Here is a 17,625-nt window from a genome sequence, read left to right on the forward strand (position 1 = left end):
AAAAATTATCTATTTTTAATATAAAGTAATGATTATTAAAACTCAATTCCGACCATATTTATATAATATATGATTACAAAACAAAGTTGCTATTAAACCAAGCAGTTTTATTTTCTATCAAAGTAACAAAAACAGGTCAACAAAGGTATAATTATGAAAGATTAAGTGTTGGATTCGCTTCTTTGGGAGCTTCTATTTTCGAATAAAAATCAAGTCCTTGTTCTTTCATTGATTGATAACAGATTAGATACTTATACTTGGAAAATTAAAATATGGGAATATCAATACATATATATGACAGCGTGGTAAGCGTTTTCAACTACCCCCTTTTTAACTTTGAAATGTTATCGGGAGTTTTGTTTTTGGATGACACCATGGCTGCCGAGTCATTAAACCAACTTAAACAATCTATAAGTATTGCGCTAATTGTGCTTGGAGTGGCAATGGCTGTTTTTCTGATCATCAATTTCAGAAACAACATGAAGCGAAGAAAAACTCCATCAGGCATTTCTTCTGCTCCACTTATGGAGCCTTCAGGGCAATTTAATCAATTGAATTTTTCTATTCTTGACCATCATCCCACCCCAACTGCTATTTGCCGAAATGACGGAATCATTGAATATGTCAATCAAAATTTTTCCAGGGCATTTGGATCCACGCCAACAAATATGATCAGGCTTTTGCTGTTTAATATACTTCCGGGGCATATTTCCACTGCCTTATCTTACACACTTGAGGAAAACAAATCAACAAGCGGAGAAACAAGCAGTGGGTTTTTTAGTCCTAACACCAAAACAAGGTATAAGGTACGTTGGCAACTATCTGATGCCAAGAAGAATGAAAAAAACCGCCTGATTATAACCCTTGAAGCTGTTCCAAAGGTTGAGTTCATCGACCAGAAAGAAAACGAGGGAATAGGAATCATTAAAGAGATATTGGATAATGCACCCCAGGCCATTTTTATTGAGGATGAGAGCGGAGTAATTCTGGAGGTTAACAATGCTGCCTGTTCACTCCACGGACTATCCAGGGATGAAATGATTGGGCGGGTTATTACTGAGTTGTCACCAGACGATTTCCGAAAAGAGATAACACAAAAGCATCAGTTGTTATCTGAACATGATGGGGTAAAATTTAAAAGTGTGGCATATCCGGGACACGGCGTTCCAAAACCAATAGAAATTCATGTAAACAGGATTAATTATATGGGGAAAAAAGCTCTTCTTTTTATTATTACAGATTTGTCAGAACAAATTGAACGGAAAAAAGAGCTTGACGAATATAAAATAAAAGCAGATGAGAGTGACCGGTTAAAATCATCATTCTTGTCAAATTTATCACACGAAGTGCGTACTCCCATGAACTCAATAATGGGCTTCGCAGAACTGTTAGCGGAACCTGAAATCAATGAGAATGAACGCAAAGAGTTCATTCAACTGATCAGGCAAAGTGGGAAAGAATTATTAAACCAAATCAATAGTATGATCGACTTCGCAAAAATTGAAGCCGGTCTGATACACCTTAAAACCGACATCTGCAATCTTGAAATTTTGTTTCACCATCTGCACGACTATGCGCATGATATTCTTAAAAACAACGATAAGCTAAAGCTCTTTTTTGATTTGCCCCGTGATCTGATAAAAAACAGCATAGCAAGTGATCGTCACCGATTAAAGCAAATTCTGGAAATTCTTCTATCAAACAGTCTCAAGTATACAGATGAAGGGGTAATTGAAGTTGGAGTAAAAATCAAAGCTCCCCAACTATATGAGTTTTATGTTCGTGATAGTGGTCTTGGCATACCGGAGGACAAACACAGACAGATTTTTGAAAATTTTCGTCAGGGCAACGATGGGAATTCAAGAGAATACAGTGGTATGGGAATTGGTTTATCCATCGCCTCAAGACTAATACAATTTATGGGAGGACATCAATGGGTTATTTCTGAACCAGGCAAAGGATCCGAATTCAGATTTGTTATTCCCGATTTGCTTTACCCACAAGGATCTCCCTTCATGCAGGTTTCCTGCGGCCCAACAACCATGTTGAAAAAAGTGATGATAATTGCTCCAACCGAAGAGTTATTTCTGGATCTGTGTAATGATTCAAAACCATTTAACTATCAAATACTTTGGGCACAAAACGCACTTGAGATAAAAGCTATGCTTTTATCGAACAACATCAGGTTTATTCTGATTGATTTGGATCATTTACCTTTTTGGCAAGAGTTGTTGCCAAGAATTAAATCCATTGAAAACAAAGTTCAGATGATTGCCATTACCGATCATCTGGATTACAAACGACGAGAAAGACTCAAATCAATGGGATTTCATGATGCAGTAAAAACCCCGATAAACATCCCCATTTTACTTAGTTTACTTGAGAAGAATGAGCTCTCGGCCATCTATTCATTAACATCATCCATTAATCAAAACTAGATAATTGATCTGGTTTTAATTTCAGATTTTATGGCACTGAGAGAAAATTATTATAGTGAGATAGATTAAAAAAATCAATCTTAATACAATTATCGATTAATAACGGGGCATAATTGTCTAGACTTTTCCCATATCAATCTGAAAGATTGACAAAAATTGCACACTTGAATTTAATCGGTCTTTAATGCAGGTCAAAAAAGATGGTTATTTTGTAGGTACTCTCTACCTTCCTGTTCTGTCTTCGTTCCGGAATCCAGCGCCATTCATCCGGAAACTCTCTTGAAGCTTTCAAAACTGCACTGGTTAAAAAGCGATGGTCTGAGCTACCAACATAACGATGTACAATTTCACCATCCGGTGAAATGACTAGGTATAGATCTACTTTTCCTGATATGCCTTCCTCAAAAGCATCAAGGGGATATCCTACTTTGTTCAACAAAAACACATACGGTACCAAAGGACTTCCCAAAAACAGACACGGAGACTCGAATCTTAAAACAGATTGCCGCTCGTGCCCGGCAATCCGAACAATGGAATCTAAATCATAATTATACTGGAACTCAAAAGCATTACCAAGATTAAAATAGATCCACACTCCTACTTTTTTACCTTTATGATATTGTCCACTTTCAATTAAGTGTGTTTTATAATGTAACCTATAAGTACCATGTTTTATAGAAGTATCTGATGGAAGCACATGATAGTTCTCAATCATTTGTCCACGGTGAAATGTTCGTGTTTTTTGCCCGGATGATACAATAGAAACAGACATAAAAACAAGCACTGCCATGCAATTAAGCATGGCAGCATTCAAATTAACTTTGCAGTATGTTCGGTTAAAAAAGATCATAGGCTTGTTGCATTCAATACTTTGCAGAAATCTACTTATCCTCGGGAGGAGAAACAGACACTTTATCAAGCAATTGCCCAAATTTTGTCACCATATCTTTTCTAATATTATAAAAATAGCTCTTTACCAGTTTTGGGTTATCCTTGCCATCAGGATGGTTTACCCTTGCAATAAACTCCTTTTTAAAATTCAACGCATCAGCAATCAATTGATCTAACTCTTCATCATTGATTTTTTTAAAGATTACTTTACACAGATATGCCTGTGTAACCAGTTCTGAAGCCAGAAAGTTTATGTCCTTTTTTAAATTTCTAACACTCGCCATAGCAATAATTTAGTTTGATTAAATACTTAATTTTAAAAGAATCTGATACGATTCTTTAAGGATAAACTATCCCTGTTTGTTCTACCAAATGTAACCAAAAAAACAATTAAACACTAATTCAGCAGGTTCCATTTCCTGAATGTCTCAATCACATCCTTACGCAGAGAATCAGGGAGGCTCTCTATTCGGGTTAAATGACATCCATTCTCCATTTCTATGTGTATACTGTTCTTTAATTGCGATATGTCCGGAGTTGTTGCACTCCAGGGGTCATTTCCTCCAGTGATCAGCAGCATTCGGGGATCTGATCTGTGTAATTGATTCTTTACGTTGTTAATGGGTTGTGGATGATAAACCGGCTGAAAACCAACATCCGGAATTAAAATATCAGAACTGATGGTGTCTGTATCAATGGTTTTTAAATATGGTTGCAAAGGAGTTGTCAAATAGCCATAATACCCCAACTCTGAGTAGGCCTGTATAAAAAACGGCCCAACTTGTTCAGACTCCTGCTCAGTGAAGTAGCTAAAATCGATGCCTCTGTAAAGATGATCAAAAAGTTCTCGTGAGGACACCGACGGACTTGGAACTAAATCCAAAGGTACACACCATTGCCATAAACTAAACGGATATTCCAGAACTGATAACTCAAATGCTTTTTCAATACCCATGGAAAACGTCCAGCCTTTCTCCTCTGCCATCTCCTCAAACATAGGAATCATCTGATTTCGTCTCTTCAGAACCTCCTTCTGGAACGCCAGTATTCGTCCTCGCTCTTCATGAGTCCCAATCTGATTAAAAAAATCAATCAAGCGCTTGTCATCCCTCTCTAGATTAAATGGAGCTACATAGGTTACAGTAGCATCAACCGACCGTGGAAACATTGCGCGGTGAATAATGGCAGCCTGTCCCCCTTTACTGATTCCGGTTGACACCCATTTCCCTCTGTATAATTTACGGAAAATCTGAATGACGTTTTGATGGTCTCTCGCAGCCTGATCAATGGTTAAGTATTGCCAGTCAATAGAATCCGGTCTGGATTCGCCAAAAAATCGATGCTCAACCACAATCTGATTGGCACCTAACAACTGAGACAGTTCTGATGCATAATTTTGAGGTGCCATGTAACCTTCTGTAACAATTACTACAGGTGCTGCATTGGATACATGATTTACCCAAGCACGTTGTTTAAACGTGCCTGATTCGGGGTTATGATGATCCACAGGTTGCTCAACCCATACCAAAAATGATTGATTGAAACCCGTAAAGGTTTCAATCTGCTCGTAAACAAGATCACGTTCCTTATCATACAGTTCATTCAAAGTTTGATATCTAACCGAACACGAAACCGCTATGAGTAAAAAAAGAGATTTCCAAATGTGATGATATCGAATTCGCATAAAAAAAGTATTAGTTTATTGTAAAAATAGGAATTACCTGATAATTCCTGATTGTTGCGAACATTATTTAATCGTAAATCAATGGTTAATTTACCAAGAAATCAACTTTCAGGCCTTCGCAAAAAAAACAAAATATGAAAAACAGATTTCTCTCTGCAACTAGCCAAATGAAAACCGGGAAACAATTTATTCAAAAAATGATGCAATAATTAGAAATCACTAAGAAATATTTCAGATATTGTAAAAAATAAGAATTTGAGAGTATAAAGCATGAACAACATCAGAAGCAGAAATTTTATATCAGAGATTACATTCATAGCCACCAGAAGCAGTGGACCAGGTGGACAGCATGTAAATAAAGTCAGTTCAAAAATTGAATTAAGATTCTCTATTACTGAATCGTCTCTTCTCACTACAGAAGAGAAGGAGAGAATTCTTTGGCGATTAAAAAATCGTGTTAACAACAAAGGTGAGATTATTATTACTGCTCAGGAAGAACGATCTCAGATAAAAAATAAGATGCTAGCTATTGACAAGTTTTATCAACTAATTGAAGGTGCACTAAAAACCAATAAAGCAAGAAAAACCACTAAACCTACACGATCATCCATTGCAAAACGCATTTTAAACAAAAAAATCACTGGTGAAAAGAAACAATTGAGAAAAAAAGATTTTTTGTAACCAATTAGGAATTAATTGCAAAGTTTATTATTTTAACATAAGCATAACCATAAAACCACATATACATGTTAAAAAAGAGCATTCAACTTGGCACAGGTATCGGCAAATTGAAATTTGGAATGACCAGAGAAGAAGTTGTTTCAATAATCGGCGAACCAAATGAAATAGAAGAGTTTACACCTGACGAAACCAATGATACCGGCAATTCCATTGCCTGGCATTATGATGAACTTGAGCTATCAGCTTCCTTTGATGAGGAAGATAATTGGAGACTTACGTCTTTGGCCGTAAGCTCTCCCGATTATCTGTTTGAAGATATAAACCTGATTGGCCTCAGTCAGGAAGAGGTGATGCAGCAAATTGAAATGATGGATTTAGGTGATATTGAATTAGAAGATCTCTCAGATGAAGATTTGGTTAACCAACAAGTGGGCAGTATTCCCGATGTAAGTCTCAATTTATGGTTTGAAGACGGAATTTTGACAGAAATACAATGGGGACCCTATTGGGATGAAGAAGACGAGTCCTACATATGGCCTTAAGTATGTAAACATATGCAATATAAAAACAATTAGCTGAAGAGATTTATCGATTACCAGAAAACCAATTTTGAACATTTTTAAAACCATACTGTTTATTCTTTAATTTGAGAAACTAAACACATAAATTTATATCACATTAATACAGTATGTTATGAAAACACTTTTAAGCAACGAGAAAGACCTTGCAGCTTTGGTATTGCGAATAGGTTTTGGTTTTTACATGGTTTTTGGATATGGATTGGGTAAACTTCAAATGCTTTTTAGCGGAGAAATTATGTTCCCTGGCATGTTTGGCCTTAGTCCAATGATAAGTCTGATTCTGGCTGTTGGAGCTGAATTTTTTGCAGCACTGTTGGTGCTTTTTGGATTTCAGACCAGACTGGCTTCCATACCTGTAATATTTACCATGGCAGTAGCAGCTTTTGTTGTACATTTCAGTGACCCATGGTTTCAGATGGGCGCCGATGGTGGCTCTAAAGAATTAGCGTTACTATTCATGACAGGATTCCTTGGTACTTTCTTCCTTGGGTCAGGAAAATATTCACTGGATGGCCTTATTTCAAAAAAATAAAGGAAATAAGATCATACCCAGCAGGTTATAAAATCATCATAAACCGGTTGCTTCAAAAAGCAACCGGTTTTTTGTTGGAACGCAATTTTTCATTAATTTAAGAGTGTAAATTAGAAATTTCAAAACCTGATTTTGCAACGCAATCATCAATATAATAACCACATAACACTCATAGTATGAAACTTACCGACATAAAAGGGACTGTTACACTGGCCAATGGTGTAGAGATGCCATATTTTGGTCTTGGTGTTTTTAAAAGTCGCGAAGGCTCCGAGGTAATCAACTCGGTTACATGGGCTTTGGAGGCAGGATACCGGCATATTGATACTGCAACCATATACGAAAACGAAGAAGGAGTTGGTGAAGCCATCAGCAATGCGCATTTAAACCGAGATGAAGTCTTTATCACCAGCAAGGTTTGGAATTCTGATCAGGGCTTTGACAACACTCTCAAGGCATTTGACGAATCGCTAAAAAGACTATCGACCGATTACCTCGACCTCTACCTTGTGCATTGGCCGGTAAAAGGTAAGTACAAAGAAACCTGGAAAGCTCTGGAAAAGCTTTATAAAGATGGTAGAGTGCGGGCAATTGGGGTCAGTAATTTTTTGGCTCATCATCTTGACGACCTCATACAAGATTGTGATGTAAAACCAATGGTCAACCAATTCGAATTTCACCCAAGACTTGTTCAACCAGATTTAGTGAAAAAATGCCTCGAATTGAATATTCGGCCTGAAGCCTGGAGTCCTCTTATGCAAGGCGAGGTTTTTGATATAAAAGAGCTTCAAAAAATGGCCAATAAATACAGTAAAAACGTTGCACAGGTTGTTCTCAGGTGGAACTTGCAAAAAGGAATTATCACCATTCCTAAAAGTGCCAACAAGAATCGAATTGAAAGCAATGCTCAGATTTTTGACTTTGAAATTTCTGAAGATGACATGAAAGCCATAGACAAACTGGATCAAAACAGAAGAGTTGGTGCTGACCCGGATAATTTTAACTTTTGATAAATTCAAATGGCCAATCATACAAGCGGCATTCAGCCGGAAATATTAACAGCGTTAGTCACCATGCGAATGCCTTACGGGAAATACAAAGGTTATATATTAAGTGACATTCCTGAATATTATCTGGTCTGGATGTATCAAAAAGGCTTTCCGCAAGGAAAACTTGGAATGATGTTGCACACTTTATATGAAATAAAATTAAACGGACTTGAATTCCTTTTAAAACCCTTGCGAAAGGAGACCTTTCGTTAATTGAATATTTTATATATTAGGGCTGTTTTTATTATATCGAAAATCATTTCTTAAAACTTAAAGTAAACAAAATGAAATTATTAACTGTAATTCTTGCATCTTTTCTAATGTTATCGTGCAGCAATCAAGCAGAAAACAGCAGCGACAAAGGCCTTAAAGACTATGCCGATTTTCCTATCGGAACGGCAACAAGTCCACGCCAGCTGTTTAACAATGAACAACTAAGAAGCATGATAAAAGCTGATTTTAATAGCATCACACTGGATAACGACATGAAAATGCATCGAATTATGCCAGCAGAAAATGAATTTAATTGGGAAGAGGTGGATAGAGTTGTCGAATTCTGCCAGGAAAATAATTTCCGTCTTCATGGTCATGCTTTTATTTGGCATTCAAGCACTCCAAGGTGGTTACAGGAAAAAAATCCTGACAGCACCTGGCTTGCCCAATTTATGGAGGACTACATTCTAACTTATGGTTCCAGGTACAGAGGCAAAGTTGCTGGCTGGGATGTTGTAAATGAAGCTATAATGGATCATACAGGAGAATTTCGTAGTTCAATATGGTATGACGCTTTTGGTGAAGAATTTATTGCAAGAGCCTTCAGGTTGGCTCACAAAGCCGATCCGGATGCCATTCTCTTTTACAATGATTATAACATTGAACGCGACACCGTTAAATTTAATGCTACTTTACGACTGGTTGAAAGACTACTGGAACAAGGAGTCCCCATTTCAGGAATTGGTTTTCAGATGCACATAAGAATGGATATTGATGAAGAAACCATTGAATACACATTGAGAAGAGCAGCAGAGACAGGACTTCAGATTCACCTTTCGGAAATTGATGTAATTTTCAACAAACATGATGACAATCCTGGTGGTGGCATTCAAATTTATGATGAAGTAACTGAGGAGATGTTAGAGGCACAGGGTAAAAAACATCAATGGCTGGCCGAAGCCTATATTCGAAATGTTCCAGCAGAACAACGATATGGTATGACCTTCTGGGGATTCGTTGACAGCCACTCATGGATTAGGCCATTTTTCCGTTTAAATGATTGGCCTTGTTTATATGATGCGGACTATAATCCAAAACCTGCATACTTTGGCTTTATTGAAGGGCTCAAAAGTAGTCAGAACTAAAATAGATTAAAAAACAGCGCCAAAACTTTTCGGTTTTGGCGCTTTTATTAAAATGCAATTAGCTTTAAGCCATCTCTAGGTTATCATTTTCAACCCAATATCTCTCAACTTATACTTTTGAATTTTACCGCTGGCAGTTTTCGGAAAATCATCCACAAAGAAAACATGCTTAGGTATTTTATAACGTGATATTTTTCCACGACAATATTCTTGTACTTCTTCCTGAGTTAATGCTGCTTCACCTTTTTTCTTAATAAATGCGGCTACAATTTCTCCATATTTTTCGTCAGGAATTCCAACCACCTCTACCATTTCCACCTGAGGTAGTTTGTAAAGAAAATTTTCAATTTCGCGAGGATAAATATTCTCTCCTCCCCTAATTATCATATCCTTTATACGGCCAGTTATGCGATAAAAACCGTCAGCGGTTTTTACTGCCAGATCTCCCGAGTGCAACCACCCATCTTTATCAATGGTTTTGGCGGTGGCATCAGGGTTATTGTAATAACCCTTCATGACATTATATCCACGACAGCAAATCTCACCCTGTTCTTCGGGAGCACACTCTACACCGGTTTCGGGATTCACCACTTTCACCTCCACAAAAGGCAAATTGGTACCAACGGTGGTGGCACGCACTTCTGGAGAGTCAAATACCCTTGTGGCCGTCATTCCCGGCGAAGTTTCGGTCAATCCATAAACAATAATAATATCCTTACAATGCATCCGTGTCATGACCTCCTGCATGGTTTCAATGGGACAAAGTGCACCTGCCATAATTCCGGTTCGCAAAGATGTCAAATCAAACATATCAAACATCGGATGATTCAGTTCGGCAATAAACATGGTAGGAACACCATATATCGCGGTACATTTCTCCTTTTGAATGCCTGCTAGTACGCGTAAAGGATCAAAATCTTCAACAAAGACCATGGTTGCTCCATGCGATACTATGGCACAAACAGCTAATACGCACCCAAAACAGTGAAAAAGAGGTACACATACCAATAGACGATCCTCGTTGGTGTAATTCATGTTTTCACCAACGCAATAGCCATTATTAAGGATGTTATAATGTGTCAGCATCACTCCTTTCGGGAAACCCGTTGTGCCTGATGTATATTGCATATTCACTACATCCTGACAATCAACCTTTGAACTGATATCGGTCAAAACTTTATCGTCCATCTGGCTTCCAAGCAATAGCAATTCAGCGGTATTAAACATTCCTCTGTGCTTCTGGGGCCCAATGAATACTACATTCTTAAGAATAGGAAATTTCTCAGACTTTAAGTGTCCCCTTTGGCAATCTTTCAGCTCCGGAACCAACTCAAATACCATGTTCACATAGTCACTGTCACGATACCCATCAATGATACACAAAGTATTCAGATCTGCATTCTTTATTAAAAATTCCAGCTCAGATAATTTGTAATTTGTATTGATGGTTACCAAAATTGCTCCCATTTTAGCAGTTGCAAACATAAAGGTAAGCCAATCGGGAACGTTGTTGGCCCAAATTCCAACCTTATCGCCAGGCTTTATTCCAATTCCTATTAAGCCTTTGGCCAGGTTATTTGCCCTTTCGTTAAATTCAGCATAAGAAAATCTGAGTCCACGATCGGGGTATACCATAAAATCAGTATCGGGTGTCTCTTTTGCCCACTTTTCGAGCATTCCACCCAACGTTTCATTTAACAATTCCATAAGAAAAATGTATTATACAGGCAAATAAACTACAGCCAACAGCTTAGCTGATTGATCGTTTGCTGAATAAACCTGATGATTTACAATTGAATCAAGATAGATGCTGTCACCTTCATTAAGAATAAACTCCTCTTTTCCGTAAGTAATGGAAACCGAACCGCTTAGTACGTAAATAAACTCCTCTCCTTCGTGAGTTGAGGCCAGAGGATTTGAAGGAACGCCAGGTTTGATATCAATGATAAATGGTTCCATATGACGATCAGCCTTCTCCTTTGCCAGACTAAAGAATGCCAGTTTCTCTGTGGCAGAATTATTGGCACCGGCCAAACGAGGTGTTTCAGATGCATCACCTTTACGGGTGATGACTGCTCCCTGCTTCAACTGGTCATCTAAGAAAGTGCCCAAGCGTACGCCAAGAGCTCTCGATAACTTAATTAAAACTCCCAGGGAAGGAGCTAAATCTCCGGTTTCAATACCTTCTAGTTGTTTTACTTCCAGTTGCACCCGGTCGGCAACTTCATTAAGCTCCAGTTTTTTTTCTTCGCGCAGAGCCTTAATCTTTTCTCCTGGTTTCATTTTCTATAGTTTGTTTTAAGTTATTGGTTAAATAGCATTTATCTTTAAAATAGCTAGCATATAGAAAGCGAACAAATATCTGATGGCGAATTTATTTTATCATTCGCTAAAAGATTTATAGGAATTTGACAAAGATAGTTGCTAAAGTTCTACCTTTTATGCCATAAACTTTTCCCGATGTTCAATGAGCGAAACACAAAAATAGACTAATTTGTAAATAATCATTAATATTGAATTTGATTTTTTACGTAGCATTGGGAGTCGTTTCAGATTCAAACAACGATCAGCACATTAAACACCTGTTTTTATGACTTTTATCACGTTATATGATTAAGCAATCGGAATTAATTTAAATTAATTCCATGTAAATAAATTTGTGCAAAAAAGTAAACCAAATATAAAAAGGTGCCGTATAATCGAAAAATAGAACAATGATCCTGCCAAGTAACAGGATAATTTAATGTTTGATGTTGCAAATCAAAGATGTAAATAAAAAACAGAAAAAAAATTCGCGAAGTTTTCTAATATGATAAAGGTTTCTATATATTTGAAAAAACAAACATCATAAATTAATACCATGAGAAAGAGCTTACTTAATGATGCTTACATCAAAAGTCATATTGACGATGATGCCGAATTTGATGAAGATTTGGATGAATTCCTGGAAGATGAGGATTACGATTTTGATGAGGATGATCTTCCCGATGAAGACGATCTGGATGACATGGATGAGATCGATATTGATCTTGATGAGGATGATTTCGATGAGGACGATGATTTTGTAGATGATTTTGATGAAGATGACATTGACGCCCTCTTGGATGATGATTTTGATGATGATGATGATTTTTAATTAACATAAAAAAACAGGCACCTAAAAGTGCCTGTTTTCTGTAATTAACAATTGGTTATTGTTTAGAAATTAACCATTCTTTGTTAATAGTTTGTTCATGAAAAAATGAGTAGCATGTCATTATTTCCATCATGTCAAATTAATCCAAGCTACGTTGAATTCTGCGAATCGCATTTTCAATTGGTTGTTCAGGTTCAATCACGTTGTAATCTCCCCAAAAGTTTTCATTAGCAAATCCTTCAACAGCATCCTCCATGATCACATTCATTCTCAATCTGTCCGACGCTCTGAATGGCCTGTCATCAGTCTCTCTCCAATCGGTAACTGCAATCTCCATGGTAGTATGGTAATTCCTGTTAAATAATCTTCGACGCCAATTTACCCGAAATGAAAGTTGTGCCCTTGCATGGCCAAAATACCATCTTCCATCGTGTTCCCGATAATTAACCTGATAATAAGTTTCGGTTGGCCAAACTCTGGCGCCAATAGGTCTCTTACGAATAAATATACGCGCTGCCTCGTCTCTGTCCTCAATATTCATTCGAAATTCAGCGTTTGTAACAGCCAGAGTTTTTGTGTCAATATATAAAGAACCGTAAAACAACGGTATATTCACATCTTTCTTTTGTTCAAAATCCAGAACATACAACAATCGGTCATCTACTTTGGTAAGATTAGCCATCGTAAAATTATAGTATTGCAGCATCTCTTCATCAAACAAAGTGTAAGGATCTTTCATTATATCTAACATTAATGCTGAAAAAGGACCTCCCTGAATACGAAATGCCAATGTATCCATTCTACCATAATCAGTGCTTTTCCGTCCTATCTTAAGACGAACCTGATCCTCTCGGGCTCTGTTGTATGGATGTTTGTAAATCTCCACAACGGCTTCCGTAAGTGAAACATACGACCAACCCCTTCTTACTGATTCGCGGTAGAATGCCGTTTTATGCATTGCCACATCCATATAATTATCAGCTCTTCTGTTCATCACTGCTCGAATCAACAAATCAGGATCAGATGGAAATACAGATACTTCCACTAATGATACAGAGATCATATTCATTTCTATTCGGTTACTGGGGCTTTGTAAGTTTTTTATGGGTATGGATTTCATCTCAAATCCAATATGTGAAAACTCTACATTCCTCTCTAATAATTCATTTGGAACTTTTAGAAGAAATTCCCCTTCTGTGTTACATACTGTGGCTATGTTGCTACCAGCAACAGAAACAGTTGCAAAAATCAGAGGCTCGTTTGATGAAGCGTCAACTATCTTCCCTCTAATGAGAGTCACCCTTTCTTCGGCAATTTCATTGCTCTCAGCCATTACGCTAAGGGGAAGAACCAATAACATCAAAACAAATAACCTGGTTATTTTTTGAGTTATAAAACCTGAATTAAAACGGAAATTTTCCATGACTTTTATTTTTAATTTTATGCAATCTTTTACTTCATGACACAGATATTTGAAAATACCCTTATCCAAAAGAATAAAAAGTAAACATTGCACGTTGAAAAATGTTATTTTGATAAGAACAAAAAAGTATTACGCATGAATACCTCTCAAACATATCTAATTACAGGAGCGAGTTCTGGTTTAGGATTAGCAGTTGCTAAAAACCTGGCATTGAAAAGACAAAAAGTGATTGCCGTGGCTCGCGGTGAAGAAAAACTCATTCAACTGAAATCGTCCCATTCTGATTTTGTTTCAATTCATGTGGGAGATGTTACTGATGACAACTTTCTGATGAATCTGACAGCATCGCTTCCAGAAAAAATTCATGGAGTTTTTATAAATGCAGGTGGACCACCAGCTGGAAGATTTGAAGATTTATCGATCTCCGAATGGGATGATGCATATCAATTGGTTATCAGATGGAAAATACAACTGGTCAAACATCTATTGCCAGTTTTCCTAAAGCAAAATTATGGAAGATTCCTCTTCAGTGAGAGCACATCAGTCACCAGACCTGTCAGCAATCTGGTTTTAAGCAACTCACTAAGAATGGCCATTGTCGGATTAGTAAGGACACTCGTTACAGAATATAAAAGTACAGGAATAACCTTCAATGTATTAGCGCCGGGTTTTCATGAAACCAAAGCAATTGAAAGACTCTATAAAAAACTAAGCGAACAAAAAAACATTTCTTTGACAGAGGCAAAGAAACAACTGGATGAATCCATACCTGTCGGTCACACAGGCGACCCTCAAGATTATGCAGAACTTGCATCATGGCTTCTGAGCGATGCTGCATCATTTGTTACAGGCCAAGTTTTCAATATTGATGGTGGAGTAAGTGTATGATGCATTCTTTAGTCGCATACTCGCAGAAGCCGATCAAACCTATTCGGATTAATTTTAACTGCTACACTAAATCTATAATTACATTTGAATCCATCAGATATCCAATTAGTAGAGAATCCTCAATTTTTATTAGTCCACAAAACCAGGACACCATTTATCTTGGCATGCCCAAATATTTGGAAATGATTATTATTGTCACTTTGAGCTTCTAATCTGCCTAAACCTGATTCGAGAAACTCATCTTGCGGATTAAACAAATAATTTAAAACAACATTGATTTGAATGCTTCGAGGCAATACAGTTACATCAAAAACCCTTTATAATTAACTATTTATGCTGTAAAAGATAATGAAACTTTTGCATCTTGAAATTTCACAATACCGAAATGTGTTAGGATGTTCGCATCAGGAGAAAATCACTTAATTTCCGTCCCAGTTAAAATCATCCTCTTATGGAGGATGTGAGAGTATATAAATTTCGAAATCTCCATCTCACCAAACTCTCAATAACTTAAAATTTCATTTAGCTTATCAGCAATCTCTTTTACCTCAAGCTGATTCAGAGCCCTGGAATGAATATAACAGCTTTCTACAACGCCATCAAAACCACCAATGGAGACATCATTTAACTCCAAACCAATTATATCTAGGGATTGATCCAAAAGGCCATTAATATAAACCCTCAACTCACTCCCATTATATGTGAGCGTTAAAGTAAAAAAATCAAACTTTGTAATTTCATACCAGTGTCCCCCTGTGCCTCTGTTGGCATTTCTCCAGGCATCTGAAGTTCCAAGTACATTTGTACTACTGTACGTAGTATTGGATCGGTATGACAAGTAGGGCTTTATAGACCCCTCGTCTAAAGAATATGATAAATCCCCTATTGTTAAAATAGTCCCTTCGTAGGATTCATGTGAAATATAAGGTGTTACTGTTACAGAAAAAGCACTAAGGTTATCATTGGTTGAAATAATTCCAAAACTGCTTTTTGTTACAACTAAATTCCCGTTTTCAACCGTTGCAGTTCCGGCAATATCGTTTTCAAAATTTTCAAACACAACCAAATCTCTTTCAACATCAACATCTCCAACCCCAAAATCAAAATGGGCATGAATTGCGGTTGGAAAACCTTGTGGACGGGCTGAGCTAACAATCCAGTCATAATAATCGCCATGCATCCATACAAGGTTTAAACTTGTATTTTCCGAAAAGGGAGTATAGAAAGGACGAATGTTGTTTTTTTTAGAGTTAGTTGTTATTTGCTCACTAGTAACGCTCCCATCGCTATTTACAGTATACTTTATTATTTCATAAACTTGTCCGTATACACCATCTACAGGAACCGAACAATAAATTATATTTGGATTGTCGCCATCCAACGCCATTCCACCACTATAACACATTTCTAAACCAGGGGTTTGATGAAAAGCCCCTCCACCATTCGCCAAAAAGGTTTTAACCCAACCAAATCCATCCCATTGGGCATGATAATAATTATGAGATCGCTTATCATTACTAATTCGGACAATAGCCAACACAGGATTTCCTTCAGAATCCTGTGTTACCTCCCATATCCAATTACGAAAATGGCTGTTATCAACAACTGCATTGGGGTTAGAACTGGTGTAATAATTAGTAGCACTTACATGATGAGGACCGTCTACTATGCTAGAAATAATATTGCCCATAACATCAACCAGCTGCATGGTATTAATATCTATATAATGAAAATAAACATAGTTTGGATTTTCATTGTCGGGATGACCAGTGGTGTAGCCCATAAATATTTTATCCTTTCCATTTGAAGAATACTTTGCATAAGGCCTGGCAGCAGTAGATTGTACAATCTGATGTGGCCCCCAAACAAAATCTACATCATCATTTTCATCGGGTAAACTTAGTTTTGCTATCGTAGGATGCCAATTAATCCCTCGCCAAGCAAGATAAATATGGTCTGAGTCGTCGCTCAAAATATAAGGCGACGGATATGTCGTATTATGATTGGTTGCCAACCGTTTTTCGTCCCCCAAAGAAGTAATGTCACCTGGTTTACTTGATATCCTGTAATAAAAAGCGCGCTCATCAGTATGCCTCGAATAAAAAATCATTATTCTATTGTCTGGCAAAACCAAAAACGTTGGGTTGTTATGGTCGTCAGGTTGAAAATATGACCTTACTAAAACCTCTTTGGTTTCTCCACTTGTAAAACTATGTTGTGTAGCCTTAATATTTCCATGAACATCTATGTATCCAATATAGGTATTTTGAATTAGCCCATTATCAAAATGTAAAGCTCTTGGATCCGCAAACCAACACCATGCCCCTTTTTCGGATACAACATGTCCTGAATACGTTTCCTGTGAGGATAAAATACTCCACCAATTACAAATTGCAAGGATAATAATTACTAAGAATCTCATTACAAATAGTTTAACGATTAAAAATCAAAATCAAAGTATGTAAAACTAATAATTAACAACTAATTACGCTTTTAAATAAATAAAAAAGTATAGAAGAAATTCGCTATAACAGATAATCTAAAAAAATGAAATCCATATTTTAACCATATCTAAAGATTATAAAGATGTAATCAGAAAACCCTTTGCGACTTTACGTTTCAGCGTTCAAAATACTCATCTCTGAATCGGCTTCTTTCTAAGGTTGGCGGCGACCGGAATGGAGCGTAGCGCAATCCCGAGCATTCGGGACTCCCACTTTTACGCAAGTACCATCTTTTACCACATAAGGCACAATAAGATATAACCACAATGGGCACCATGTTATCACAATGAACGCAATGGATATAGTAAACTTCGTGTACTCTTTGTAAATGTTGTGGTTGTCTATAACCCTGTACCGCATTACTTTTTTGGACATAAAAAAAGGCCAACAGTATAAAACTGTTGGCCTTTCTAAGGTCGGCGGCGACCTACTCTCCCACTTTTACGCAGTACCATCGGCG

Annotated in this window: 16 protein-coding genes; 9 read left to right on the top strand and 7 right to left on the bottom strand. The window is 37.1% G+C overall.

Features of this window, described 5'->3' with window-relative positions; all coding sequences use genetic code 11:
* The first annotated feature begins 272 nt into the window (after window positions 1-272).
* The gene (locus tag EV194_RS14875) at window positions 273-2,438 is read left to right on the top strand and encodes an ATP-binding protein (protein ID WP_132434985.1); all 2,166 of its coding nucleotides are present in this window, start codon (window positions 273-275) and stop codon (window positions 2,436-2,438) included.
* Between the two features lie 181 nt (window positions 2,439-2,619).
* On the opposite strand, the gene EV194_RS14880 is transcribed toward EV194_RS14875, so the two are convergent.
* The 3 genes from EV194_RS14880 to EV194_RS14890 form a co-directional block, all read right to left on the bottom strand.
* Entirely contained in the window at window positions 2,620-3,288 is a 669-nt protein-coding gene (locus EV194_RS14880) for an energy transducer TonB (protein ID WP_132434987.1), read from the bottom strand.
* A 31-nt stretch (window positions 3,289-3,319) separates the two neighbouring features.
* Entirely contained in the window at window positions 3,320-3,613 is a 294-nt protein-coding gene (locus tag EV194_RS14885) for a hypothetical protein (protein ID WP_132434989.1), read from the bottom strand.
* A gap of 113 nt (window positions 3,614-3,726) precedes the next feature.
* On the bottom strand, window positions 3,727-4,935 hold the full coding sequence (locus tag EV194_RS14890; RefSeq protein WP_165921907.1) for a S28 family serine protease: 1,209 nt from the start codon (window positions 4,933-4,935) through the stop codon (window positions 3,727-3,729).
* A gap of 348 nt (window positions 4,936-5,283) precedes the next feature.
* Between EV194_RS14890 and arfB the strand changes: the two genes are divergently transcribed.
* The 6 genes from arfB to EV194_RS14920 all read left to right on the top strand — a co-directional run bounded on the left by arfB (window position 5,284) and on the right by EV194_RS14920 (window position 9,214).
* The gene (gene arfB / locus EV194_RS14895; RefSeq protein ID WP_132434993.1) at window positions 5,284-5,694 is read left to right on the top strand and encodes an alternative ribosome rescue aminoacyl-tRNA hydrolase ArfB; all 411 of its coding nucleotides are present in this window, start codon (window positions 5,284-5,286) and stop codon (window positions 5,692-5,694) included.
* Between the two features lie 65 nt (window positions 5,695-5,759).
* A complete protein-coding gene (locus tag EV194_RS14900) occupies window positions 5,760-6,236 on the top strand; it encodes a hypothetical protein (RefSeq protein ID WP_132434995.1) in 477 nt (158 codons plus the stop codon).
* Window positions 6,237-6,387: 151 nt separating this feature from the next.
* Window positions 6,388-6,807 carry a DoxX family protein gene (locus EV194_RS14905; RefSeq protein WP_132434997.1) on the top strand — a complete coding sequence of 140 codons (420 nt, stop codon included), beginning with the start codon at window positions 6,388-6,390 and terminating at the stop codon, window positions 6,805-6,807.
* A 176-nt stretch (window positions 6,808-6,983) separates the two neighbouring features.
* Window positions 6,984-7,817, top strand: coding sequence for an aldo/keto reductase (locus EV194_RS14910; protein WP_132434999.1), 834 nt, complete (start codon window positions 6,984-6,986; stop codon window positions 7,815-7,817).
* 9 nt (window positions 7,818-7,826) lie between these two features.
* Window positions 7,827-8,069, top strand: a complete 243-nt coding sequence (locus tag EV194_RS14915) for a DUF3820 family protein (protein ID WP_132435001.1) — start codon at window positions 7,827-7,829, stop codon at window positions 8,067-8,069.
* A gap of 71 nt (window positions 8,070-8,140) precedes the next feature.
* Complete coding sequence (locus EV194_RS14920; protein ID WP_243699426.1) at window positions 8,141-9,214, top strand: endo-1,4-beta-xylanase; 1,074 nt, start codon at window positions 8,141-8,143, stop codon at window positions 9,212-9,214.
* A 75-nt stretch (window positions 9,215-9,289) separates the two neighbouring features.
* On the opposite strand, the gene EV194_RS14925 is transcribed toward EV194_RS14920, so the two are convergent.
* A complete protein-coding gene (locus tag EV194_RS14925) occupies window positions 9,290-10,921 on the bottom strand; it encodes an AMP-binding protein (protein WP_132435003.1) in 1,632 nt (543 codons plus the stop codon).
* 12 nt (window positions 10,922-10,933) lie between these two features.
* Window positions 10,934-11,497, bottom strand: a complete 564-nt coding sequence (locus tag EV194_RS14930) for a helix-turn-helix domain-containing protein (protein ID WP_132435005.1) — start codon at window positions 11,495-11,497, stop codon at window positions 10,934-10,936.
* A gap of 577 nt (window positions 11,498-12,074) precedes the next feature.
* Between EV194_RS14930 and EV194_RS14935 the strand changes: the two genes are divergently transcribed.
* On the top strand, window positions 12,075-12,350 hold the full coding sequence (locus EV194_RS14935) for a hypothetical protein (protein ID WP_079557845.1): 276 nt from the start codon (window positions 12,075-12,077) through the stop codon (window positions 12,348-12,350).
* 139 nt (window positions 12,351-12,489) lie between these two features.
* Here EV194_RS14935 and EV194_RS14940 read toward each other — a convergent pair whose 3' ends face one another.
* A complete protein-coding gene (locus EV194_RS14940; protein ID WP_132435007.1) occupies window positions 12,490-13,773 on the bottom strand; it encodes a carboxypeptidase-like regulatory domain-containing protein in 1,284 nt (427 codons plus the stop codon).
* Window positions 13,774-13,908: 135 nt separating this feature from the next.
* Here EV194_RS14940 and EV194_RS14945 point away from each other — a divergent pair, with 135 nt between their 5' ends.
* Window positions 13,909-14,661 carry an SDR family oxidoreductase gene (locus EV194_RS14945; RefSeq protein ID WP_132435009.1) on the top strand — a complete coding sequence of 251 codons (753 nt, stop codon included), beginning with the start codon at window positions 13,909-13,911 and terminating at the stop codon, window positions 14,659-14,661.
* A 502-nt stretch (window positions 14,662-15,163) separates the two neighbouring features.
* Here EV194_RS14945 and EV194_RS14950 read toward each other — a convergent pair.
* Window positions 15,164-17,083, bottom strand: a complete 1,920-nt coding sequence (locus tag EV194_RS14950; RefSeq protein ID WP_132435011.1) for a BNR-4 repeat-containing protein — start codon at window positions 17,081-17,083, stop codon at window positions 15,164-15,166.
* Between the last annotated feature and the right edge of the window lie 542 nt (window positions 17,084-17,625).

Origin of the sequence: Natronoflexus pectinivorans, from assembly GCF_004345615.1 — a bacterium.
Classification (GTDB): domain Bacteria; phylum Bacteroidota; class Bacteroidia; order Bacteroidales; family Marinilabiliaceae; genus Natronoflexus; species Natronoflexus pectinivorans.